This is a genomic window from Scytonema sp. NUACC21 (genome assembly GCF_054684315.1).
Window position 1 is genome coordinate 39799 of record NZ_BAAFZH010000076.1, and the last position, 22498, is coordinate 62296.

Annotated in this window: 22 protein-coding genes and 3 pseudogenes; 16 read left to right on the forward strand and 9 right to left on the reverse strand. The window is 42.5% G+C overall.

The genetic code is table 11. The annotated features are described in order from the left end of the window. Positions 1–104 precede the first annotated feature (104 nt). From ACYRY3_RS15770 to ACYRY3_RS15780, 3 genes and pseudogenes are all read right to left on the reverse strand, one after another. Entirely contained in the window at positions 105–755 is a 651-nt protein-coding gene (locus ACYRY3_RS15770; protein ID WP_460202636.1) for a hypothetical protein, read from the reverse strand. Positions 756–1087: 332 nt separating this feature from the next. Continuing rightward, positions 1088–1552, reverse strand: a pseudogene (locus ACYRY3_RS15775) (hypothetical protein); the annotation flags it as partial. Continuing rightward, entirely contained in the window at positions 1455–1658 is a 204-nt protein-coding gene (locus ACYRY3_RS15780) for a hypothetical protein (RefSeq protein WP_460202645.1), read from the reverse strand. The gene ACYRY3_RS15780 and the pseudogene ACYRY3_RS15775, both read right to left, overlap by 98 nt. A gap of 157 nt (positions 1659–1815) precedes the next feature. Here ACYRY3_RS15780 and ACYRY3_RS15785 point away from each other — a divergent pair, with 157 nt between their 5' ends. The 3 genes from ACYRY3_RS15785 to ACYRY3_RS15795 are packed head-to-tail and all read left to right on the forward strand — an operon-like array spanning position 1816 to position 3083. Further along, a complete protein-coding gene (locus tag ACYRY3_RS15785; RefSeq protein WP_460202584.1) occupies positions 1816–2061 on the forward strand; it encodes a helix-turn-helix domain-containing protein in 246 nt (81 codons plus the stop codon). Then, positions 2058–2336 carry a hypothetical protein gene (locus ACYRY3_RS15790; RefSeq protein ID WP_460202585.1) on the forward strand — a complete coding sequence of 93 codons (279 nt, stop codon included), beginning with the start codon at positions 2058–2060 and terminating at the stop codon, positions 2334–2336. The genes ACYRY3_RS15785 and ACYRY3_RS15790 overlap by 4 nt, the downstream gene beginning before the upstream one ends. A 57-nt stretch (positions 2337–2393) precedes the next feature. Continuing rightward, positions 2394–3083: an NACHT N-terminal Helical domain 1-containing protein gene (locus tag ACYRY3_RS15795; protein ID WP_460202586.1), complete on the forward strand. Its 690-nt coding sequence runs from the start codon at positions 2394–2396 to the stop codon at positions 3081–3083. Here ACYRY3_RS15795 and ACYRY3_RS15800 read toward each other — a convergent pair. Next, positions 3072–3617, reverse strand: a pseudogene (locus ACYRY3_RS15800) (ISL3 family transposase); the annotation flags it as partial. The gene ACYRY3_RS15795 and the pseudogene ACYRY3_RS15800 sit on opposite strands and share 12 nt — an antisense overlap. A 651-nt stretch (positions 3618–4268) precedes the next feature. On the opposite strand from ACYRY3_RS15800, the gene ACYRY3_RS15805 reads away from it, so the two are divergent. The 7 genes from ACYRY3_RS15805 (at position 4269) to ACYRY3_RS15835 (ending at position 12573) form a co-directional block, all read left to right on the forward strand. Beyond that, positions 4269–4550 carry a 4a-hydroxytetrahydrobiopterin dehydratase gene (locus ACYRY3_RS15805; protein WP_460202587.1) on the forward strand — a complete coding sequence of 94 codons (282 nt, stop codon included), beginning with the start codon at positions 4269–4271 and terminating at the stop codon, positions 4548–4550. 394 nt (positions 4551–4944) lie between these two features. Next, a complete protein-coding gene (locus tag ACYRY3_RS15810; RefSeq protein ID WP_460202588.1) occupies positions 4945–6729 on the forward strand; it encodes an iron uptake porin in 1785 nt (594 codons plus the stop codon). Positions 6730–7103: 374 nt separating this feature from the next. Further along, a complete protein-coding gene (locus ACYRY3_RS15815) occupies positions 7104–7541 on the forward strand; it encodes an RrF2 family transcriptional regulator (protein WP_460202589.1) in 438 nt (145 codons plus the stop codon). A 103-nt stretch (positions 7542–7644) separates the two neighbouring features. Next, a complete protein-coding gene (gene cysK, locus ACYRY3_RS15820; protein ID WP_460202590.1) occupies positions 7645–8607 on the forward strand; it encodes a cysteine synthase A in 963 nt (320 codons plus the stop codon). 80 nt (positions 8608–8687) lie between these two features. Next, the gene (locus ACYRY3_RS15825; protein ID WP_460202591.1) at positions 8688–9395 is read left to right on the forward strand and encodes a J domain-containing protein; all 708 of its coding nucleotides are present in this window, start codon (positions 8688–8690) and stop codon (positions 9393–9395) included. A gap of 324 nt (positions 9396–9719) precedes the next feature. Next, positions 9720–10589: a 6-carboxytetrahydropterin synthase gene (locus ACYRY3_RS15830; protein WP_460202592.1), complete on the forward strand. Its 870-nt coding sequence runs from the start codon at positions 9720–9722 to the stop codon at positions 10587–10589. A gap of 994 nt (positions 10590–11583) precedes the next feature. Beyond that, positions 11584–12573 (forward strand): glycosyltransferase family 2 protein, encoded by a 990-nt coding sequence (locus ACYRY3_RS15835; protein WP_460202593.1) that lies wholly within the window; start codon positions 11584–11586, stop codon positions 12571–12573. Positions 12574–12624: 51 nt separating this feature from the next. On the opposite strand, the gene ACYRY3_RS15840 is transcribed toward ACYRY3_RS15835, so the two are convergent. From ACYRY3_RS15840 to ACYRY3_RS15850, 3 genes and pseudogenes are all read right to left on the reverse strand, one after another. Continuing rightward, positions 12625–13605, reverse strand: a complete 981-nt coding sequence (locus tag ACYRY3_RS15840; protein WP_460202637.1) for a PrsW family glutamic-type intramembrane protease — start codon at positions 13603–13605, stop codon at positions 12625–12627. Continuing rightward, positions 13598–14413 carry a class I SAM-dependent methyltransferase gene (locus tag ACYRY3_RS15845; RefSeq protein ID WP_460202594.1) on the reverse strand — a complete coding sequence of 272 codons (816 nt, stop codon included), beginning with the start codon at positions 14411–14413 and terminating at the stop codon, positions 13598–13600. The genes ACYRY3_RS15840 and ACYRY3_RS15845 overlap by 8 nt, the downstream gene beginning before the upstream one ends. Positions 14414–14480: 67 nt before the next feature. Then, a pseudogene (locus ACYRY3_RS15850) lies at positions 14481–14585 on the reverse strand (global nitrogen regulator NtcA); the annotation flags it as partial. Between the two features lie 380 nt (positions 14586–14965). Between ACYRY3_RS15850 and fabI the strand changes: the two are divergent. The 6 genes from fabI (at position 14966) to ACYRY3_RS15880 (ending at position 21557) form a co-directional block, all read left to right on the forward strand. Then, positions 14966–15742 (forward strand): enoyl-ACP reductase FabI, encoded by a 777-nt coding sequence (gene fabI / locus ACYRY3_RS15855; protein ID WP_460202595.1) that lies wholly within the window; start codon positions 14966–14968, stop codon positions 15740–15742. 257 nt (positions 15743–15999) lie between these two features. Next, on the forward strand, positions 16000–16668 hold the full coding sequence (hisB, locus tag ACYRY3_RS15860) for an imidazoleglycerol-phosphate dehydratase HisB (RefSeq protein ID WP_460202596.1): 669 nt from the start codon (positions 16000–16002) through the stop codon (positions 16666–16668). A gap of 166 nt (positions 16669–16834) precedes the next feature. Further along, entirely contained in the window at positions 16835–17818 is a 984-nt protein-coding gene (locus ACYRY3_RS15865; protein WP_460202597.1) for an ABC transporter ATP-binding protein, read from the forward strand. Between the two features lie 318 nt (positions 17819–18136). Beyond that, a complete protein-coding gene (locus ACYRY3_RS15870) occupies positions 18137–19594 on the forward strand; it encodes a polysaccharide biosynthesis/export family protein (protein WP_460202598.1) in 1458 nt (485 codons plus the stop codon). Positions 19595–19670: 76 nt separating this feature from the next. Continuing rightward, the gene (locus tag ACYRY3_RS15875) at positions 19671–20189 is read left to right on the forward strand and encodes a hypothetical protein (RefSeq protein WP_460202599.1); all 519 of its coding nucleotides are present in this window, start codon (positions 19671–19673) and stop codon (positions 20187–20189) included. Between the two features lie 207 nt (positions 20190–20396). After that, positions 20397–21557: a DNA cytosine methyltransferase gene (locus ACYRY3_RS15880; RefSeq protein WP_460202600.1), complete on the forward strand. Its 1161-nt coding sequence runs from the start codon at positions 20397–20399 to the stop codon at positions 21555–21557. On the opposite strand, the gene ACYRY3_RS15885 is transcribed toward ACYRY3_RS15880, so the two are convergent. Beyond that, entirely contained in the window at positions 21514–22269 is a 756-nt protein-coding gene (locus tag ACYRY3_RS15885) for a hypothetical protein (RefSeq protein WP_460202601.1), read from the reverse strand. The two genes, ACYRY3_RS15880 and ACYRY3_RS15885, sit on opposite strands and share 44 nt — an antisense overlap. Continuing rightward, positions 22259–22498 (reverse strand): helix-turn-helix domain-containing protein, encoded by a 240-nt coding sequence (locus ACYRY3_RS15890; RefSeq protein ID WP_460202602.1) that lies wholly within the window; start codon positions 22496–22498, stop codon positions 22259–22261. Before ACYRY3_RS15890 ends, ACYRY3_RS15885 begins: the two co-directional genes overlap by 11 nt.

A 22498-nucleotide genomic window follows, 5' to 3' on the forward strand; every position in this document is an offset into this window, starting at 1 on the left:
AAGCAATATTTACTTATGCACTTTTGGCTAGTACTGGCACTGGTTATTTTGCTAGTTCAAACCCGAACTTAAGGATAGGCGTACATATGTATTATTCTACAAACTCAAGGTATCCACTCCAAAACCACACCAACTCGACTATCTTTATCTTCTCGGGAGTTTTGGAACTGAATATCTGTAGATAGGCGAAGGTCGTTCGCGATCGCGTAACCTACCGTTATGGTAGTTAAACCAACTTCTTCACTTGTGCGGGGACTAACCCAACTCTGAGTTAAAGAAATATCTGCCGCACCGTCACGAGACAATACCAACAGCACCTTGGCACCCAAATTCACGCCATCTGTTGAGTAGCTGTCTGTTTCCAAGTGGCGGTACCCTACCACTGCTGCAACATTAACATAGCTACCTAAAGGGCGTACATAGTAATGTACATCGGCTCCATAAGTTTCGCGCTGACCGTTAAATGCTGCTTGATACTCACCACGTACTGTCAAGCCGGTGCGACCAATAAAAATATCTTCAAAACCAACATTGACTCCAAATGCTTGCTCTGTTGAAGGAAAGTAAGACAAGCCCAGCCGTATTCTTGTGGGAAAACTGGGGTCATTTTTGATATCTTCCAACACATTGGGAATTTGACGCCGCCACCGTTGCAAAACAGGACTATTTTTAATAATTTCTGGGTTTATATCCAAGTCTTGGGCAGCTTTTGAAGGAGTTTCACACAAACCGGGCGCAGTCAAAAGTAAACTGATACCCAATGCCAAACACACTTTTCTTACCCCCCAGATAACGGGGGGCAATAGACTTTGTTTTTCACCTATCAACCGTACCGACATAATCTAAGTTAAGGTGTTGGTGATGTCGTTGGTGATGGGCTACTTGTTGGTGGCGCTGTGGTGGGTGATGTCGTTGGGGATGGAGATGGGCTGCTTGTTGGTGTAGGTTTGGTGGGTGACACGGTTGGGGATGGAGATGGGCTGCTTGTTGGTGTAGGTTTGGTGGAAGCTGGTCTTGACTGCTGTCTTGGTGTTTGAGTCGATGATGAAGGTGAACTGGTTGTTGGTTTAGAGTTGCCAGAAGTTGATTTTGAACGTTGCTGCTGATAGTAGCCAACAACTTTTTTCACATAGGTACCTGTAAACCCACTGTTGCAACCGGTGTAGTTACCAGTCATCCACCAACAAGCCACGCTACTGACAGCCGCAGTTTCATTGCCAGTGGCAGCGTACTGCTTGTTTAACTCGCGAGTCGTAATACACGAGACAACTTGACGTGCTAGTTTAGCATCGTTTTCAAACTGAGTTGGTGTGACTTCCCTCTTCAGACAATTTTTTGACCAACCTCTAAGAGTTTCTGGTTTCACTTGCCAATCGCTGTAATATCCATCATCTGTCTTTCCTGTTTTTGGTGCAGCAAGTCTCAATGCTTCCACCATTGCAGCAATTTGGGCATTAGACACCTGCTGTTTTCCTTGGGCTAGAGAAGACGGTGGCATCACCAATGAAGATAATCCGAAGCTGAGAATGATTCCCGCTAAGAGCGATCGCATGCAATTCCCCCTCACAAACACGAACTTCTTTATAAGGATACCAGCCCAAAAACCCTTGAGACTGAAATTGACGTCCTCCCACGGCTAAAAGCGCGTGGGATTCCAAAGCATCACTGCTTGGACTTTCTCTCTTTACACTTGCTATACTAATGATAATCGCTCATTAATACTAACCATTTTATAATAAAAACGAATGACATTTACGAGCGGTTGTAATTCAGGCATCATGAATGGTTGTAATACTAACCGTTTATAATCACTGAATGCCCATTAAAAATAGGATTAAACAGTTTGTAGACGGGATGGGTATTACGAGATACCAGTTCTACAAAGACACAGGTATCGCGCCCAGCACCGCTTATAACTTGTATAACAACCCAGACTGGATACCGCAGGTCACAGCTTTAAACAAAATATGTGATTATTACCAAGTGCAGCCAAGTGAATTAATTTACTGGGAACCACCAGCACAGTCAAAAAAGACGAAGGAGCAAAAAGAGAACAAATGACCAACACACCAGAACCACCTAGCAGTAGACTGGACCGACTAGAAGCAATTCTGACCGACACAGCTGAGATAGTGCTTGCTCACAATGACGCTCTAACTCGAATTGAAGGCGCGATCGCAAAACTAACAACAACTACCGAGCGCTTAGCAGCTGAAGCAGCCGAAGACAGACAGCAAGCCGCAATCGATCGCCAATCGTTCCAAACTGAGATTCAGCGCATCTGGGAATATCTACTCAGGCAAGGTGGGAACGGTAGTAATCCATCCAGGGGTTAAAACTCGCTCAGGAAACGTTTCCGCCAAAAACAGAAACTTTGTTGATAAGAATCAGCCATGTCTTTAACGTTAACCGCAGCCACTATTTTGAAAATTGTTGGTCCAGCTCTTGCCAAAACAGTGGTGGATAATTTTGGAATTGGGGATAAGCTGACCAATAAATTGCTGGAGCAAGCAATTGATGTGGCTACGGATACCCTGCCTGAAAGGGAAAAGCGACAAGCGTTGGAACAGCAGACTCAAGAGATGGTAAGCCAACTGCAGAGAGAATTGCAGCCTTTGTTTGAACGAGAAGCAAGAAATCTGGATAAGGGCAGTCAACAAGCTATTTTACTAGCAGTGGCGCAGACTTTGTTGGAAGGCAGCGTCAGTCTTGATGGACTGATGAATATTGGATTGGATGGTGACCGCCTAGCACAAAAGTTGCTGAAAGCAGATTCTAGGGTAACTGTGGGCTTCTCGGAAAATGAAAAGTCACTTTATCGGCAGGCGATCGCAGTTGCCAGTGCCAGTTTGATTGAAATGGTACCCCAACTAGAGGGGTTTCAATTGAGTGTGACGCAGGCAATGTTGCGGCAAACCAAGGAAGTGGTGAGCTTTGTGCGATCGCAGAAAGAGATGGCGTTGCAGCAACGCGATCGGTTTTTGGCTAGGTACCGCAGCATCATTGCGAACGAGCTGGATAAGCCAGATAAATTTGGGGTACCGCTGCTAAAAAATTTGGTTCTTGCGTACTTAACGTGCTAAATTGACAGAATGATGCCAAGAAAGTAAAGCTCTAATTTCACTCATTGCGAAAATTTCTAAAGCCAAATCCACTTCGCTTTATAAGTTTCAATTTATTATTGATTCCTTCTACTACCCCATTGGTGGTTTTGTGCTCAAAATATCCTACTATCTCTCCAAACCATCGTTTAATTGTCCGCACACTTTTTTGATAATATGGTTCGGCTTTTTTTAACCAATTGATTAATTCTAACATTCATATTCCTAAATCTTTCTTCATCTCAAATATGTTATGAAAATCTTCCTTTAATGTATGCATTATTGCTATTAAAGGCGAAGCTTCTTTAATTTTATCTAATTTTTATTTTTGCTTTTCTGTCAACTTATTTTCCGCTTTTAAAATTGTAAATTTATTTCCTTTTAAACTATCAAATACTTTTTTCTATCCAAAACATTTAATTTTGATGCCGTTTTCTTTTCTGCTATCCTAGCTTGATTTAACTCTTCATGTACTATTTTTGTAACATGAAACATATCTACCGCCGCTAGACCGCTCTAACTTAGATCCCTAGATCTAAGCTAGAGCGGATAGTTGTATTTAGATGAGTAGGGTGATAGCACCACGGGCTAGTAGCTGTAACTTAATTCCCACTCATGTCTATTCATTATTCCTCTTTTTGGAGAGATATGAGTCGAGCGACATATTCTCTCAACCGTTCTTGCCAGTCAGGGGCGGTTTGATGGAATAAGCTGCTATGGGAAATGGTAACAAATTGTTTGAAAACTTGACTTGAGAGTCGTGGTAACGTTAGGTAGAGCAAAGCCTTTACCACTAACTACTAGCAACTAATTGATTTATCAGTATTTTGTATATATTGTGTAGGAACGTCTTCAGACAGATGAACGTCTGAGAATCCATAAACTAGAATTATGATGGGAACTAATAAGCCCATGTTTTAGGAGAAAAAGCGAACCAGGCATCTATTGTCTGAAAGGCGCAGTATGAGGGATAAAGCCAGAGCTTTACAGATAATCCCTGTAGCACATATCCACTGCAAGAGTGGGTCTAGTTTTTTATCCTTCATCCTTGATACTTTCTCGTGTAGTCCGTAGTGAGAGGGGCGAAAACTAGTGAGGAAAAACACAAGCCATTTTCAGTACGAAGTGTTACAAATGAAATAATCGGAGTTGTTGAGATGATTTGATATGGCACAACTACTCTCTGAGACGGAAATTCAAGAACTGTCACAACGTTTGCCAGATTGGACGGTGGCTGGGTCGCAATTGCAATGCACCCGCAAGTTTCAGGACTTTATCCAAGCGATTGAGTTCGTAAATAAGCTTGTGGAACCAGCCGAATCAGCAGGACACCATCCAGATTTAGAAATTTCTTACAACCGAGTCAAAATTTCACTCTCAACACATGATGCAGGTGGGTTGACGCAGAAGGATTTTGACTTAGCGGCAGTAATTTCTCAACTCAAATAAGCGATTTTATAGCTGAAGACTTCGGGCAAAAATTGCTGAATTTTGCATGGCGCGTTGCCGATTTTTGAGAACGTTGACAGAGATGGGGGACACAATTTGTCTGTATTTATATCTGTGTACTGAGGCAAGTTGTGTGACAGTTTATAAGGCGATCGCTTATATCTTGCCATCCGATTGTGGTGAACTATAATTACTAACTATGCAGCTATGTTTTTGCATAAGTTAATTACATAAATTCTTTACCTAAGCTTAACTAGTCGTTAGCTTTGCAAAAACTAAAATAGTGTATGGGGCGTATATGCCTAATCCACAAGTATCAACAAAAACTTGCGAACCCGAGAATAGTTGCAACAAACAAAGTTATCTACTGTAAGGTGTGAGGAGAAGAGGAAAAATGGCTAATATCTTGTGGAAATCTTTGGTGGTTAGTCCAGCAGTTTTAGGAGCAACGTTGTTGGTTTCCGCGACAGCGATGGCTGCTCAAAACCCCACTGATTCCGTTGGTGTGACAGCAGAAGTCTCACAAGTTGGAAATCAAGAGGCTTTAACATCAGTATCAGCAAATTCCGGTGCAACTGAACTTGCTCAAAAGCCAGAAATGATGGCTCAAGCACAACAAACACCAGTTAACGTGTTGGATCAAGTGAACCAGTACACCAACGAGGGCAGAGGTCAAACTCAGGCTCAAGTGACATCAGTGTCTCAGTTCTCCGATGTGCAGCCAACAGACTGGGCATTCCAAGCGTTGCAGTCCTTAGTAGAACGCTACGGTTGTATCGCTGGTTATCCTAATGGTACCTATCGTGGTAACCGGGCTTTAACCCGTTACGAATTTGCAGCAGGTTTAAATGCCTGTTTGGACAGGGTTAATGAACTAATAGCAACAGCAACCGCTGACTTGGTCAGAAAAGAAGACCTAGCTACCTTGCAGAGGTTGCAAGAAGAATTTGCAGCAGAACTGGCAACCCTACGCGGTCGTGTTGATGCATTAGAAGCACGGGCAGCGGAATTGGAAGCTAATCAGTTCTCAACAACAACCAAACTGGTCGGTGAAGCTATCTTCGCTCTAAGCGATGCTTTTGGAGATAATGTTGGTGAAAACAACAACACAGTCTTCCAAAACAGGGTTCGTTTGGACTTGCAAACTAGCTTTACAGGGAGAGATATGTTGCACACCCGTTTAGCTGCGGGTAATGCCAACAGATTTAACTTGAGTGGCAGTGGTATTAATAACGACCAAAGTGGTGAAGGCTTGCAAACCTTCAACCTCAATAACAATGGCAACGATATTGCTCTAGATTGGTTGGCATATTACGTTCCCATTGGACCTGCCCAACTTTACGTAGCAGCAACCGGTGGTATTCACAGTGACTATGCTGCTACCAATAACCCTTATTTTGAAGACTACGACGGTGGTAATGGAGCATTGTCCACCTTCGCTTCAGAAAGCCCCATCTACCGCATTGGAGGTGGTGCGGGTGCAGCCCTCAATATTAACCTCGGTAAAGGTGGCAGTATCCTCAGACCAAGTTCTTTAACTGTAGGTTACTTGGCTTCTTCACCCAATAACCCTGGCGATGACAACGGTATTTTTGCAGGGAACTATGCTGCATTGGGGCAGTTAAACTTTAACCTCGGTCAGCGCTTTGCAATAGCTGCAACCTACGTCCACGGTTATCACGATGCAGGTAGCGTTCTGTTTGATGCCGGTGGATTGGCTGGTTCAAACGCAGCTGGCAGAAACTTCCCTGTTGTAGGTACTGCCTTAGCTAACGGTCTCAGCACCACAAGCCCATCTTCCAGTAACTCCTACGGAGTATCTTTAGCATTCAGACCGACCGATAAACTCTCCATCAGTGGCTTCGTTTCCTACCACGACATTACAGGTTTTGGTTCTAATGATGACTACGAAGCTTGGAGCTATGGAGCTGGTATCGCACTTCCCGACTTTGGTAAGAAAGGTAACGTTTTAGGTGTGTTTGCTGGTGCAGAACCTTATGCTCGCGGCAGAGTATCGGGTTCTAACGATACACCTTACCACTTTGAAGGTTTCTATAAGTACCAAGTAAACGATAACATCTCCATTACTCCTGGTGTAATCTGGTTGACAGCACCCGGTCAAGACAGTGACAACGATGATGCGATTGTTGGTACCTTGAGAACAACATTCACTTTCTAGAAGATTGTTAGTAGTTAGTGGATAGTGGTTAGCAGTGAAATCGCCACATCAACCTGACAACTACCATATGGGCGGTTGGTATAACTATACTGACACTGTCTCCTTAGGAGACTAGTCTGTTAAAGCCGCCCCTACTAAAAACCAATCGTTAACAAACGATACTAAACAACTCCCCGTCACTAAGCGGGGTTTTTTGTTAGGATTTTATCCAGAAAAAGAACATACCCTAGTGGAGAACCGGAGTATAATAGATAAGAGGCCAAGGAAGACAACGAGGACGAGGCGGATGAAGAGGATGAAAAAATAATTTCTCCCTCACTCCCTCACTCAGACACTCCCTCACTCAGACACTCCCCTTACTCCCTAAATTGCCTGTGGAACTATCGTGTAAATCAGAATACGCAATTCTTGCTTTACTGGAGCTAGCACTCCACCATCAAAGCGGGGAACCGCTTCAAATTCGACAGATTGCGGCACAGCAAAGTATACCGGATCGCTATCTAGAACAGCTCCTAGCAACCTTAAGACGTGGTGGTTTGGTCAAAAGCCAGCGCGGATCGAAAGGGGGCTATCTTTTGGCAAGAGAACCGTGGAAAATAACACTTTTCGAGATTTTGAGTTGTTTGGAAGGGCTAGACGTGCGAACTAATGAGGAGGATAGCAACCTCACAACCGTCGATAACGCCGTCGTAGAAGAAATTTGGGAAGAAGCAAGGCAAGCAGCAAATGCAGTTTTGCAAAACTATACACTGGCAGATTTATGTGAAAAACGAGATTCTCGGCGACAATTGGACATAATGTACTACATTTAGTCATTAGTCATTTGTGATTTGTCATTAGTAAAACCAAGGACAAAGCACAAAGCACAAAGCACAAAGGACAAAGCACAAAGCACAAAGCACAAAGGACTTCAGTATGCGTATTGCTCGTGATATTACGGAACTTGTTGGACGTACTCCTCTAGTACAACTGAACCGCATTCCCCAAGCAGAAGGTTGTGTTGCTCGGATTGTGGTGAAACTGGAAAGTATGAACCCGGCTGCCTCAGTCAAAGACCGAATTGGAGTGAGCATGATTATCAATGCGGAGGAAGAAGGATTAATTTCTCCAGGGAAGACAATGCTAGTAGAACCAACCTCTGGTAATACGGGAATTGCGCTGGCAATGGTAGCAGCAGCAAAAGGTTATCGCTTAATTTTGACCATGCCCGAGACAATGAGCTCTGAAAGAAGGGCAATGTTACGGGCTTATGGTGCCGAACTCGAACTGACTCCGGGAATTGAAGGTATGAGTGGAGCAATTCGGCGGGCACAGGAAATAGTTGATAAAACACCAAATGCTTTTATGTTGCAACAGTTCCGCAACCCAGCTAATTCCAAAATACACCGGGAAACTACAGCGGAGGAAATTTGGGAAGATACGGAAGGACAAGTTGATATCATTGTTGCTGGGGTAGGCACAGGTGGTACAATTACGGGTGTGGCAGAGGTGATTAAAGCACGCAAGCCAAGTTTTAAAGCGATCGCAGTTGAACCAGCTAACAGCCGAGTTTTATCTGGAGGAAAACCAGGACCCCACAAAATACAGGGGATTGGTGCAGGGTTTGTGCCTCAAGTTTTAAATGTAAAAATCATAGATGAAGTGATTACCGTAACAGATGATGAAGCCATTGCCTACGGTCGGCGTTTGGCACGAGAAGAAGGGCTTCTATCTGGTATTTCCTCCGGTGCAGCTTTGTGTGCGGCAATTCAAGTTGCCCAAAGAAAAGAAAACGAAGGACGTTTGATAGTGATGATTCAGCCTAGCTTTGGAGAAAGGTATTTAAGTACACCATTGTTCCAAGACTTAGAGCCCAAAGTCACAGCTAGCGTTGGCTAATTATACTGAGCGCTCAGATCTCAGCCATATTTTTATTGGGTTGTCCGAGCGGAAAGCTTATAGCTTGTTAAATTGGAATAATGGCAGATCCTAAGAACCACTACGAAACACTGAAAGTTAGTCCTAATGCCAGCCAAGCGGAGATAAAGCAAGCTTATCGTCGCTTGGTAAAAATTTTTCATCCAGATAGTCAGCAGGAAACGTCCGACTCTCAAGAAATTATACGCATTAACGCAGCCTACGAAATTTTAGGGGATGTTCAAAACCGCAAAAATTACGACCAAAAACTGCGTCAGCGTTTTGACAGAGCAAATACAGTTCGCCAACAGCGAACAACAACGGCTCAAAAGCAATATCGAGCTAAACGGCAAACAGGGAAAGATGTCGATGAACAAATCGAAGAATGGCTGAACCTTGTTTATCAGCCAGTGAATCGCTTAGTTTTTCGCATTCTCTACTCTTTAAAGGAGCAAATTGATAAACTCTCGGCCGACCCCTTTGATGATGTCCTTCTAGATGAATTTCAGGATTACTTGGATGCCTGTCGCGACGATCTCAAGCAGGCGCAATTGAAATTTCGTTCTCTACCGAATCCTCCGAACCTAGCAAGAGCAGCAGCTCATCTCTACTACTGTCTTAATCAAATTGGTGATGGGCTAGATGAGTTAAAATTCTATCCCCTGAATTATGACGACCATTACCTGCATACTGGTCAAGAAATGTTTCGCATTGCCACTCGTTTATACCGTGAAGCACAACAGTCTATGGGTGCATATGTTAATTCATAATTCTTAAAAGGGAGCAGGGAATCAGGAACAGGGAACAACAATCCCCATGCCTAAGGTACGGGGATTTACTAAGGAATAATGTTTTATTTGTTTCCATAAATAACCTTTCTACTCTTTGAGGAAAGGAGCCGTGGAGATTTTCCTCAAGGCGATGTGGGATACCACCTTTGCCAACTCTGTTGGTAATGTTGTACTCGATATTGAGGATGACTCTAATGTCGGAAAATGTCAGGGTTAAAAGTATCAGTAGTTTCCGGACAAAAATTAGTTTATGCTGGAAGCAGAAAAAGTTTAAGAAATTTTAAGTTTTGTTTCCGGTTACTTATGCAGTGTATTGTAAATCGCCGCGCTCAGTTTTCGGCTAGTCATCGCTATTGGTTACCAGAACTGAGTGATGCAGAAAACATTGAGAAATTTGGGGCTTGCTCTAAATTTCCCGGACACGGACATAACTATGTTTTATTTGTCTCCCTAGCTGGGGAACTGGATGAATATGGCATGGTTCTGAACTTGTCTGACGTCAAACAGGTTATCAAGCGAGAAGTGACCAGCCAACTGGACTTTTCCTATCTCAACCATGTGTGGGCAGAATTTCTTGAAACTCTTCCCACAACTGAGAACATTGCACGGGCGATCTGGCACCGAATAGCGCCTTATTTGCCCGTAGTCCGCGTGCAGCTTTTTGAAAATCCCGAACTTTGGGCTGATTATTTAGGAAACGGAATGGAAGCTTACCTCACCCTTAGCACTCACTTTAGCGCCGCCCATCGGCTTGCTCATCCTCAGCTTAGCAATGAAGAGAACTTCAATATTTATGGTAAGTGTGCTCGCCCTAACGGTCACGGTCACAACTACCATCTGGAAGTCACTGTTAAAGGGGAAATGGATCCGCGCACTGGTATGATTGTCGATCTTGGTGCCCTCAATCAAGCGATAGAAAATTACGTGGTTGAGCCTTTTGACCACACCTTCCTCAACAAGGACATCCCTTACTTTGCTGACGTTGTTCCTACTGCTGAAAATATCGCACTTCATATCAGTAATTTATTGCGATCTCCCATTCGGGAATTGGGCGCAAAGCTTTACAAAGTGAAACTCATCGAAAGCCCTAACAACTCCTGTGAAATTTACTGTACTGAATCTGAGCCTAATGTCACTGATGCACAGAACGAGTCAGTTTTATTGCGTGTTTAGGATTTCAGCGGGAAGTAGATTCCAAAAGTCAAGAATTTTCTACTCCCTACTCTTAATATTTATTTAATTATCTTCGATTGTAGGGTGGGCATTGCTCACCCTAAATTGTGTGCAGCAATTGTGATGTCTTGTGTTTTGATGTGTCAAACTACCTTGACCAGAACAATAAAAAATTTTAATGCAGTTAACTTTAATTGTAGTGTCTTACTTAACAGCTAAAGAAATATCAAGGCTATCCAAAAATTATCCATTGCGATAGGCTTTTAGAATTTTATAAGCTTTTGACAATAAACCAAGTTTCTTCGCTTATCTTCTCCATACTCCAACTGGCTAGTTGCTGCATCCTTTTTTCCTTATCTTTTCATATAACTGTGAAGATGTTATGACTAGTCCATTAATTTTTCTAATAGTCTTTATAAAAAGAAAAAAAGGGATTTTCTTGTAAAATGGCTGGTCTGTCGAAACTTTATCTAATTAAGGAGAGTATTGGATGGCTTAAGTTTTTATTAATCTCAGGTTTAACAAAGTCTTCCTTAAGACGGATCGCATCAAATTTTATAAAAATATAATAGAATCTAATGATTGTACAATGTAGAAGCTCGGTTCTTGGGGAAAATACATTTATAAACCAATTTGTAATATGCGATTACAGATATGTATAAAAAAACTCGATTGAAAACAAATATAAGACCGCATATGTTAGCAAAATAACAGAGATAAATGTAGTAGCATTGTTGAAAAGGTTGATTTTACAAGGGTTACGGGCAGTAAAAAAGCGATCGTTATATCTCTGTAGTTTAATGAGTTTATTTGTAGCAAGATAAGAAATCGAGGAAGAATAAATTATAAAATTCATTTTGGCAGATTTATAACTTGAACAAATGCTATTATTTAATCCGATGTTTGTTATTCCTTAACTTTTCTTTAAATAAGAAAATTAAGAATGTAAAGTAGCGTCTGCTGGGAAAATCTGAGCTAACCGAAAGGAGTTAAAATGCTACAAGCGCAACACCATTTACAGGAATCTCTGGTCAGTGTAGTCATTCCCACTTATAATCGTCCCAGTTATCTGAGAGAAGCTATAGAAAGTGCTGTTAACCAGACTTATAAAAATATAGAAATTATTGTTTCAGATGATGGAAGTGCCCAGAATCCACAAGATATTGTTGAATCTTTTCAAGACCCAAGGATTCGGTTCCGACGCAACACAAGGAATTTAGGAATAGCCTTAAATGTTATAAGTGCATTCAAAGAAGCTCGAGGGAAATATGTTGCTAGTTTGAATGATGATGATATCTGGAACAAGGACTTTTTGGAAAAGCTGGTTTCACAACTAGAGGCACATCCGAATCTAGCAGCAGCATTTAGCGACCACTACATCATTGATTCTAAGGGTCAAGTGGATGACACAGCCACAGAAGAAAACACTCAGCGTTGGCGGCGAGATCGACTGAATGAAGGAGTTTACCAGCCTTTTTATGAAATAGGACTAGTCCATCAGGCTGTTCCTAGTGCAGTGGCAACCGTTATTCGCAAAGATGCGATTGAATGGGATGATTTTTCTCCCCAAATGGGTTCTTATTGGGATTTATACCTCACTTACCTTGCATGCCGCACTGGAAAAGGAGCATATTACTCTCCCGAACGACTGGCTCAATACCGCGTGCATACTGCATCAGAAACCTTTGTAAATGGAGCTATGAGCATTCAGTCAAAGATTAGGGCTGGAAAAGCTGGAATCTACTGCTACCGTAAATTTATGGAAGATGAGCAGTTGCAGGAATTTAAAGGTTATTTCCAAGAAAAATGGTTACAAGCACATACAACATTAGCTATAGGCTTGCTAAAAGCTGAACAAGCTCAAGAAGCAAGACCCTATCTTTTGCATGCCCTGCGATGGCAAAAGTTCAACCTGAGAACTCTAGCAGCATTTGCACTTTCGTTAATTCCACGACCCTTGGCACGGAAATTCTTAGCAACTTGAACTACCTACACCGCCCTATCGAGTCAGATGTGGGACTTCTAGCTGTTCAACCTAAAAATATCGGCGGCGGCTTGCTAACCGTCGCAAGTGTCGGTAGATTGCCCGAGCCAGAAAACCAAGAATCAGACTGAAACACAAACGATTCAATATGGATAATGCAACCTCAGTGTAAAAAAGCTGTGACACATTGAGGAAGCTCAAATCTCTGGCTAAGGCAAACAGCACAAAAATTGCATGTCCACCGAACATGAGGGTGAATAGCGTCAAAACCCATTTCCACAGACGTAGTTTGAAGGCACGACCAGAAATAAGGGTGACTGGATTTTGACCTTGCACCCTTTGCAACAATTGTTCTAGTCGCCAAAACATCCACAACAAAAATGGAAACAAACCGTAGCTGAGGAAACGCAGGGGTAATGGATAGCGACCGCTAAGAGAGAGAACATTCACCAGAGCATGACACACAACGGAATTGAACCAAGCTTTCAAAACTTGCCTTTTCAATTGATTTGAGTGAATGTTAGAACCAATAAACATTCCCAAGGCATATCCCCAAGGAGCAGAAAACATGGCGTGTACCGGCGTACTAATGAGCCGTTCCAAAATGGACGCTGTGCCCTGAAAGCCGTGATAAAGATAGATCCAGTTTTCCTCAGCAGTAAATCCTAATGCAACAGATATGCTACAAAGAAAAACTGTACTGGAACGTAACCGATATTGACGTTGAAAATAGCCGATGGGAGCCATAAGTGCTAAGAACTTGCAGCCTTCCTCAATTGGACCGATCTCAACGAGCTGCCTCAGGGCAACACCAAATAGCGACCTCTGTATCCATCGCCAATTTACGACCCCTTGAAAGATTGTTTCAAAGACCGACTGCAAATAAAAAGCGAGGAAACCAGATATAGACCCAATAAAAAAGAATAACAACAGCCGCAACAAAGATATAGTTGTTGGAATACGGCTGTAGTAGTACACCAGAAGGAGCAGTGGCGGTAGCACTGCCCACAACGCTAGATAAAAATCAACCACGCACTTGGGCAATGACCGTGCGGTGACGGGGACTGTTGGGGGTGATGGAGGGGGGATTGAACCCAACATCAACTAATGTTTGCTCAATGTCCAAAGTGAAATATTCGTCTAAATAGGGCTCCGTACTCTTAAGCAGAGTGAAAATGTATGGTGGCATTTTCTTGTAGATTTCTGATTGTGGATTCATATCCATAATTGCCAAGTGACCCCCAGGACGCAACAGACGCTTGGCTTCAGCCAAAATCTGTTTGGTTGCTAACTGGGGTAACTCGTGGCAAATGAGGAACATTGAAACTAAATCGAATGAAGCACTTGGTAGCCCTGTAGATTCACCTGCAGCATGAATCCAGTTGATATTAGCATGGCGCTCCTGAGTGCGATAATGAGCAACAGCTAAGAAATATGGAGATAAGTCCACCCCCGTCAGATTAGCATGGGGATAAACTTTTTGTAGTGCAAAAGTACTCAGTCCTACGCTACATCCCACATCTAGGATGTCTTGCGGCGCTTTGGTCAATTTCTTTGTCAAAATCTCATGATAACTTTGGCGCAGTTTGGGATCGCCTTGTGCTCCAGAATTAGGCCAAATGCCAGCGTGGACAGTGTATGCTGCCACTTCTACTTCCAGGGCGGCTTTCCAACTGAGATTTCCTCCTTCATAAGCGTGGAAAGACGTTAGATAGTATTCTGGGTAAGTTATTTGAGGGTTTTGTACCTTAGCCAAATCACTTGCCCAATCTCGTGCTTGTAGGTTTCTTACTTGTTGAGACCAATTAACACCTATTTTCTGAGCACGTTCGATCATCATTTGCCTAGCTTGGTACTTGGCTAGGTTGGCTAAAGGCTTGATTGCCAATACCCCATTTATGAAGCGTGAAGCTAATCCCGGAGTATTTTTTACTCGTTTCTACAACTGGAGGAAATGCTCCAGTTGCCATCTGGCGAAAAACATTTGCTAGGGCCTTATCTTGTGTCATCATCTCCCTTCCCCTACCCAATGCCAAAAAAAATAAAACTAATTTCCTAAGAATACACCTGAAAAATCAATCACACATTGTCAACCTTTCTGTTCTTTCCTATACTTATCCTCTGGTGCTCATAGTTATTTGTTCATCATGATACATAATTTTTCCTGTTTAGATCTAGTACTTTTTAGCAGTTAATTACAAAAGTTTTAGCCAAACAGTTTTCTCGAGAAAAACCGAAGATATATTGAGATTTTCTTCATGATTCAGTAACAATTTTGTGGTAAACAACAGGGGTGCCGATCATCATATTTACTAACAGTGGTCAAAACGCCAGACAAAATAGCGTCAGATTCTAGTATGCTCAAGCATGAATGTTCACATTAAGAATTAATATGCTAGACCTGACAGGAAAAAACGCCATTGTAACGGGAATTGCAAACAACCGCTCCATTGCTTGGGGTATTGCCCAACAGCTGCATAAAGCAGGAGCGAATCTTGGCATTACCTATTTGCCGGATGAGAAAGGCAAAATGGAGAAAAAAGTAGCAGAATTGGTCGAACCTCTTAATCCCTCGTTGTTTCTGCCATGCAATGTCCAAAACGACGAGCAGGTTAAGTCTACCTTTGAAGAAATCCACCAGAAGTGGGGTAAGGTAGATATCCTTATCCACTGCCTCGCCTTTGCCAATAAAGATGACCTCAGTGGAGATTTCAGCAAAACCTCCCGTTCTGGCTTTATTACGGCAATGGAAGTGAGTACTTACTCTCTAGTACAATTAGCAGGTTATGCTAAACCTTTAATGACTGAGGGAGGAAGCATTGTCACCCTCTCTTACTTGGGCGGAGTCAGGGCTATTCCGAACTACAATGTAATGGGAGTAGCCAAAGCTGGGTTGGAATCATGCGTGCGTTACCTTGCTGCTGAAATGGGTTCTGCTAATATTCGGGTAAACGCCATATCCGCAGGTCCAATTCGTACTCTCGCCTCTAGTGCGGTGGGAGGGATTTTGGATATGATTCACCATGTGGAGCAAGTTGCTCCCTTGCGTCGCACTGTCACTCAGATAGAAGTAGGCAATGCAGCAGCTTTTTTATGTAGTGACCTGTCCAGTGGAATCACCGGGCAAGTTCTATATGTGGATGCAGGATATGAAATCATGGGAATGTAAGAAAATAATACAGCGAGTTGCTCAACAAGGAAGTGGGTGCAAATAAAAATAACTGTGTTGACTGTTATTTGTCCTTAGTCCTGCGTCAGTTGCCCTTTGTAAATCACAATTGAGTCATGACTAATGACCAAGATAAACCCTAAAGAGTTACCTTGATTTGTACCGACCGACCTAATTGTGTATTTACCATTAGTGATTGGTCATTAGCAAATGGCTCTGACCCATTATCCTGTAAAAAGTATTGATTTCTGGTCTTTATGCAAATTAGCGATGCCTCCAGCAAGGAAAATGCCCTACGCCAAGTTTCCTCCCCACAACACATTTCGCCAACCCAGACCGCCCGAATTGCCGAAGTTAGCCGCACGACAGGCGAGACGGATGTGTACGTTAAAATCAATCTTGATGGTACAGGGGTATGCAAGGTCGCAACTGGTATCCCATTTTTGGACCACATGCTGCATCAAATCGCTTCTCATGGGTTGATCGACTTGGAGGTGAGGGCGACGGGAGATTTGCACATTGACGCTCACCATACGAATGAGGATGTGGGTATCACTTTAGGTCAAGCCATTAGCAAAGCACTCAGCGATAAAAAAGGAATTGTCCGATTTGGTCATTTCCTTGCACCTCTAGACGAGGCATTAATTCAGGTAGCCTTAGACTTTTCCGGTCGTCCCCACATAAGCTATGGTTTAGAGATCCCTACCCAACGGGTGGGGACTTATGATACTCAACTGGTGCGCGAATTTTTTGTAGCGCTAGTGAACCACAGTCAAATGACGCTACATATTCGTCAGTTAGATGGCATTAATTCCCATCACATTATTGAAGCAACATTCAAAGCTTTTGCTAGGGCAATGCGGATGGCATTGGAAATCGATCCCCGTCGTGCTGGTACAATCCCCAGTTCTAAGGGAATGCTTTAGGTTGGGGGTGGAGAGTAGGGGAAAAAAAAGTCAATATTTATTTACTTTCTTACAGTCCCCACTCCCCATTTCCCATTCCCTACTGCTGCGATAATGTTATTATTGACAGTCAACTGGGTAACCTATAAACCAAACCACCATATTCCGTTGTTGCCCGACCCAAAAGATGAAGTCTGTTGCAGACGCCCCAAATCCTCAACTGAACACTCACGATAGTCCGCCAGTTGTCCTCACCTCTGAGTTGCGAAAGGTCTATCGCACCGGCTTCTTTTTGAATCAGAAAGTTGTATCCCTCAAACAATGTTCCTTAAAAGTCTACAAGGGAGAAACTTTTGGCTTGCTTGGACCAAATGGTGCCGGGAAAACAACTTTGTTAAAATTGTTACTAGGGATTGTCCGTCCAACATCAGGTCGGGGGTTGCTACTAGGCAAACCACTTGGGGATTGCAGTGTCAAAGCACGTATCGGTTATTTACCTGAAAATCCTTATTTATATGACTATCTCACGGGATGGGAATTTTTACAGCTAACAGCTGGGCTATTTCAAATTCCCAAGAAGGTGCAACGCCAACGAATTCCCCAATTACTTGAACTGGTGGGATTATCTCAATCTGATGCCCGCAAAAAACTCCTTCGACGTTACTCGAAAGGAATGTTACAACGGGTCGGTATGGCGCAGGCACTGATCAATGACCCAGAACTGGTTTTTTTAGATGAACCAATGTCCGGGCTGGACCCTGTAGGACGCTATCAGATGAGGGAAATTATCCTGTCCCTTAAGGCGGCGGGTAAGACAATTTTCTTTAACAGTCATGTCCTGAGTGAAGTGGAACAAATTTGCGATCGCGTTGCCATCCTCGCTCAAGGTGAGTTAGTGTGTACTGGTTCCCTCAATGAACTTTTGGGAACAACTGATGTGTATTCAGTCAAAGGTCACGGCGGTGACAGGGAAGTTCTCAATAAATGGGTTGACAATTTGGAATACCAAGCAGATGGTTCTTGGCAGGGTACACTCAATGGAGACTATTATGATTTTCTGGCAAGTCTTCGCCTGATGGGAGGGCAAATTATAGCCATGAATTTGTCACGTCCATCGTTAGAGAAATTTTTTGTCCAAAAAATCCAAGATTTGAAAATAAGTCAACAATGAACAAATAACAGTTAATAATTATCCCCTGATGACCGAGTGTACTTTGTAGTCCAATCATACTTTTCATACCAATGTGGCTTATTATAAATATTAAGAAATAAGATAATGAATATCAATATATTTACAGGAATTTTGCATAATAGAAGTTGAACTTTAAATGAACTTTAAAAAAATTTAAAAGATAATAAATAATTACCTTCCTGAAAGATAATTTAATTGAAGAATATATGAACATCAGGGAACTAGAATACGTAAAAATAGTCAATCACGCTAAAAATGTGTAGACAGTCATGTTATTGATAGTAGTCTCAGGTAAGCATGCATAATAGAAGTATGTTGAAATGGCTCACCCAATCAGTAGTGGGTGTGGTATTGCTAAGTGCTGTTGTAAATATCTCTATTCCAACCGCCAGCTTCGCTCAACAAAAACCACCTGCACGGCAGACTTTTCAGGTAGACACAAACTACACACTAGGAGGCGGCGATCGCATCAGAGTGAGTGTATTTGAAGTTCCCGAATATTCAGGCGAGTACCAAGTTCCACCCGGAGGGGGAATCAACCTACCTTTGATTGGTAGCGTAAACGTTCTGGGACTCACAACGGAACAAGCTGCTGACTTAGTGGCTCAAAGATACTCCCGCTATCTCAAACGTCCTATTATCTCAGTCAATTTATTATCGCCCCGTCCGATTAACGTTTCTGTAACAGGAGAAGTCACGCGTCCCGGCGCTTATTCCCTCAGATTAGAAGGAGGCGCAGGCGACAATCCTGGCGTACAATACCCAACAGTCCTAGCAGCAATTACGACTGCTCAAGGGACAACAATGAGTGCCGATATAACTAGGGTAGAATTACGACGTAAGCTAGGACGAGGACCAGAACAAGTCACTTATCTCAATTTAAACGACTTCATCCGCACGGGTAAACTACCGCAAGATATTACCCTGCGCGATGGAGACACCATCTATGTGCCAACAGCAACTAATCTAGACTTGGCAAGCGCACGCAATATGGCTGCAGCCAGCTTCGCCGCCGACCCTACCAGACCCCGCACGGTAGCAGTTATTGGTGAAGTGATTCGTCCGGGAACTTATCTGATCACCCAAAGTGCTGGAGACGGGGGTGGCGGTACCTCACCTACTGGTGCGCCAACCATAACTGGTTTACCGACTTTAACACGGGCACTGCAATTAGCAGGAGGAATTACACCACAAGCTGATATTCGTAATGTCCTCATCCGCCGATCTACAAGAACCGGTGGAGAACAAACCATAAATGTCAATCTTTGGCAACTCATCCAGAGTGCTGATATCAATCAGGATGTGATTGTACAAGACGGAGATACAATTGTGTTTCCGACAGCAACTGAAGTTAACCGAGCAGAGGCTACTCAATTAGCGACAACAACGTTATCTCCCAGCCGCATACAAGTGGGTGTTGTAGGCGAGGTAAAAAGACCCGGACAAGTGGAGATTCAGCCCAACAGCAGCTTGAACCAAGCAGTGCTAGCCGCTGGTGGATTCAACGATGCAAGATCTAGCAGCTCGGCTGTGGATTTGATTCGCCTCAATCCTGATGGATCTGTTACAAAACGTAAAGTCAAGATGGATTTTAAAGCGGGAATTAATGAGGATACGAATCCCATACTCCGCAATAATGATGTTATCGTCGTCTACCGTTCTGGCGCAGCTAAGGCTGGTGATACTATCGGTACAATCTTTAATCCTATAGGTGCTGTGTTAGGGATTATAAGAACTATATTTGACGGATTCTAGAAGTTTTACCAGACCCAGTCTTTTTAACCCTTTTAGCCCGCCTGTGCGGGCTTTATTCGTTAGCAAGAGGAAAAATATGAGAATTAACTTATTCCCGATGGCTGGCAAAGGCATGACTTCTGGAGCGTACAACTTAATAAAAATTATTCAAAAATATCAAGAACAGTTTTACGTTTTACTGTGGCTGCAAAATCGAAGCGATTTGGGTTTTGATTCTGGAGTCGCTTCATTCATCGCTCTTTTCAAAGAACCCAATACAGTCTGCATGTTTACCGGGGCAGTTAGTGACATGGCAACAATGCCTTCCACTCCCAAGTACTCAGACGAAGGAACTGGAGGTTATGATGCAATGGTCAAGTTTATTAAATCTCTTGACTGGGTGAAAAAACGCACTCTCAGAATCGATCCAGAAGATGTTCTTGATGGTGCTACCATTCGCACTCAAGACCTCTGGGAGGAATTGTGTACCCAATCCGATGACTATAGAACGGTGACACAGCGCATGGCAGCTTATGAAGAACTTATTCTTGAAATCTCTACTAATAAATCGGGAATGCTATTTCTAGAAGAAAGTTTTTTGAATGAAGAAGAATAAGTGAAGGTGCTTATAGCTTGTATATTTTTTGTCCTTAGTTATTTGTCCTTGGTGTTGTCAATAACTGACTAAAGTAGTCAGATACTCGGCTTCCTGAGAGAAACCGGGTGTCTTGCAGCGCCTTAAAATCAACATGGCAGACAAAAAGCGTGTCTGAGACTATAAAATCAGTTGACAATACGAATTGAGTACTATAGTATTCAAAATATGAAGTACAAATTAATTGATTTATTTGCAGGTGCAGGTGGATTAACTACGGGATTTCATTTGGCGGGCTGGAAATCCTTATGTGCCATTGATATAAATAAAAAAGCTTTAGCAACCTATGAGCTAAATTACCCAGAAACTAAAGTTATTAATCAAGATATACGTAAAGTAAATCCTTCAGAGTTGCGGTTGTGGCTTGGCTTACAACCAGAAGAACTAACAGCGTTAATTGGCGGTCCTCCTTGTCAAGGGTTTTCAAAGAATACCCCCGCAGGGGAAAGGAATCTGAACGATCCTCGAAATCAACTACATAAAACTTTTTTAGAATTCGTACAAGAGTTTAGACCTCTTTATGTAGTTATAGAAAATGTGTCTGAAATATTGAAAGCGTATGATGGTGTAGTCAAAAACGAAATAACGGAGCAATTGAAATTATTTGGCTATCGAGTAGCCTCAACTTCATTAAATGCTGCTCACTATGGAATACCGCAGACAAGAACTAGGGCTTTTTTCATAGCTAGTTTGAATCAATTGCCTCACTTTCCCAAACCAACACACTTTAACGATATCAAAAGCGAACGTAAAAATGTGCAATTCTCTACTTTCCAGATGAATTTATTCGAGTCACCCATTTCTCCTATTGTTACAGTTAGAGATGCAATTGGAGATTTACCTCCATTGTATGCAGGGCAAAAGTACTGTAATCAAGGTTATCCATCACCACCACAAACCATATATCAAAGTATAATGCGTAGTGAAAGTACAAAAATTGTTAACCACGTTGCTCGTGCTTTAAGCCCAATTCAAACAAAAAGAGTCAGTCTTTTAAAAGAAGGGCAAGATGCAAGAGATTTGCCACCAGAACTAGCCCCTAAGAAGCACTATAGTGGTGCCTATGGAAGACTTTACTGGGATGAACCAGCAAGAACAATCACAAGATGGATGTTTCATCCCGGCTCTGGTAGATTTTTCCATCCTACACAAAATAGAACTATAACGATACGCGAAGCTGCGAGGTTACATTCTTACCCAGACAAATTTCACTTTTTAGGAACCTATACTGATATGGCTTCTCAAATCGGAGAATCGGTACCACCACTTTTAGCTAAAGCGATCGCTACTTGTTTGCTTCAGGAATGTTATCAAACAGAGGCTTGCTAATTTGTGCTCGTAATGCTTCTAGGATAGTATCTACATATCGATCGCTTACAAGGCGAACTCGTTCAATACTAATAAGAACGGCTTCGGGAAGAATTATTCTGGCTTTGAAAAGTTGTTTTTGATTTTTATACCACACTAAATCTGTTTTGCCTGCAACATTTCCTTGTAATCCTACTCCTTCTTTGCCAGAAGTTTTATTGACAGTCCAAGCCCAAGAGAAGGTTGTTGGATCGAGCGGTTCTAGTGCATATTCACAGTAGGCATATTCATTACCTTGAATCGTTTTTAAAAGTATACCTTCGTAACTATTTACAACTCCTTGCACTGACTGGCTTGTTAAAATTTTTTCATTCCAATGCTGAATAATAGCTGCTCCTATCTCTTCTGGTGAAGAGCGTTCAGTGAGACCGGGAAAACCAAGTTGAACAGCTTTTTTAATCACATCCGCTCTTTGAATGACAAATAAAAATGTGCTTCCTACGGCGAGATTATTAAGTTGAAGCGATTTTAGCGACCAACCTGTTTGAGTCGAAATATCAACAGCATCATAGAGCAGTTTGCTACGTCCTAAAGCAGGATCTGAAAGAGGAATATCTTTGATGTAATGAAAAATTGCTTCCCAAGCATAATCTTCTATTGAGCCGATAACCGGAGATGCCACAGTGGCAATTATAGCTTTCCTCAATCTTTCAACTTCATTCTCAGTCAGCACCCAAGAATTCCTCCACAGATCGTAAAAATTCACTCATTTTTATACCTAAAGCATGACTAATATGACTGAGAACTCTCACAGATGGGCTTTTTAATCCTCGTTCTAGCTGGCTGATGTAAGTTCTGTGCAGACCTGTCATTTCTGCCAAATATTCTTGCGACCAACCTTTCTCTGTACGACGACGCTGTATTTCTAGCCCCAAAATAGTGTCTAGTTTGCTAGCTTGCAT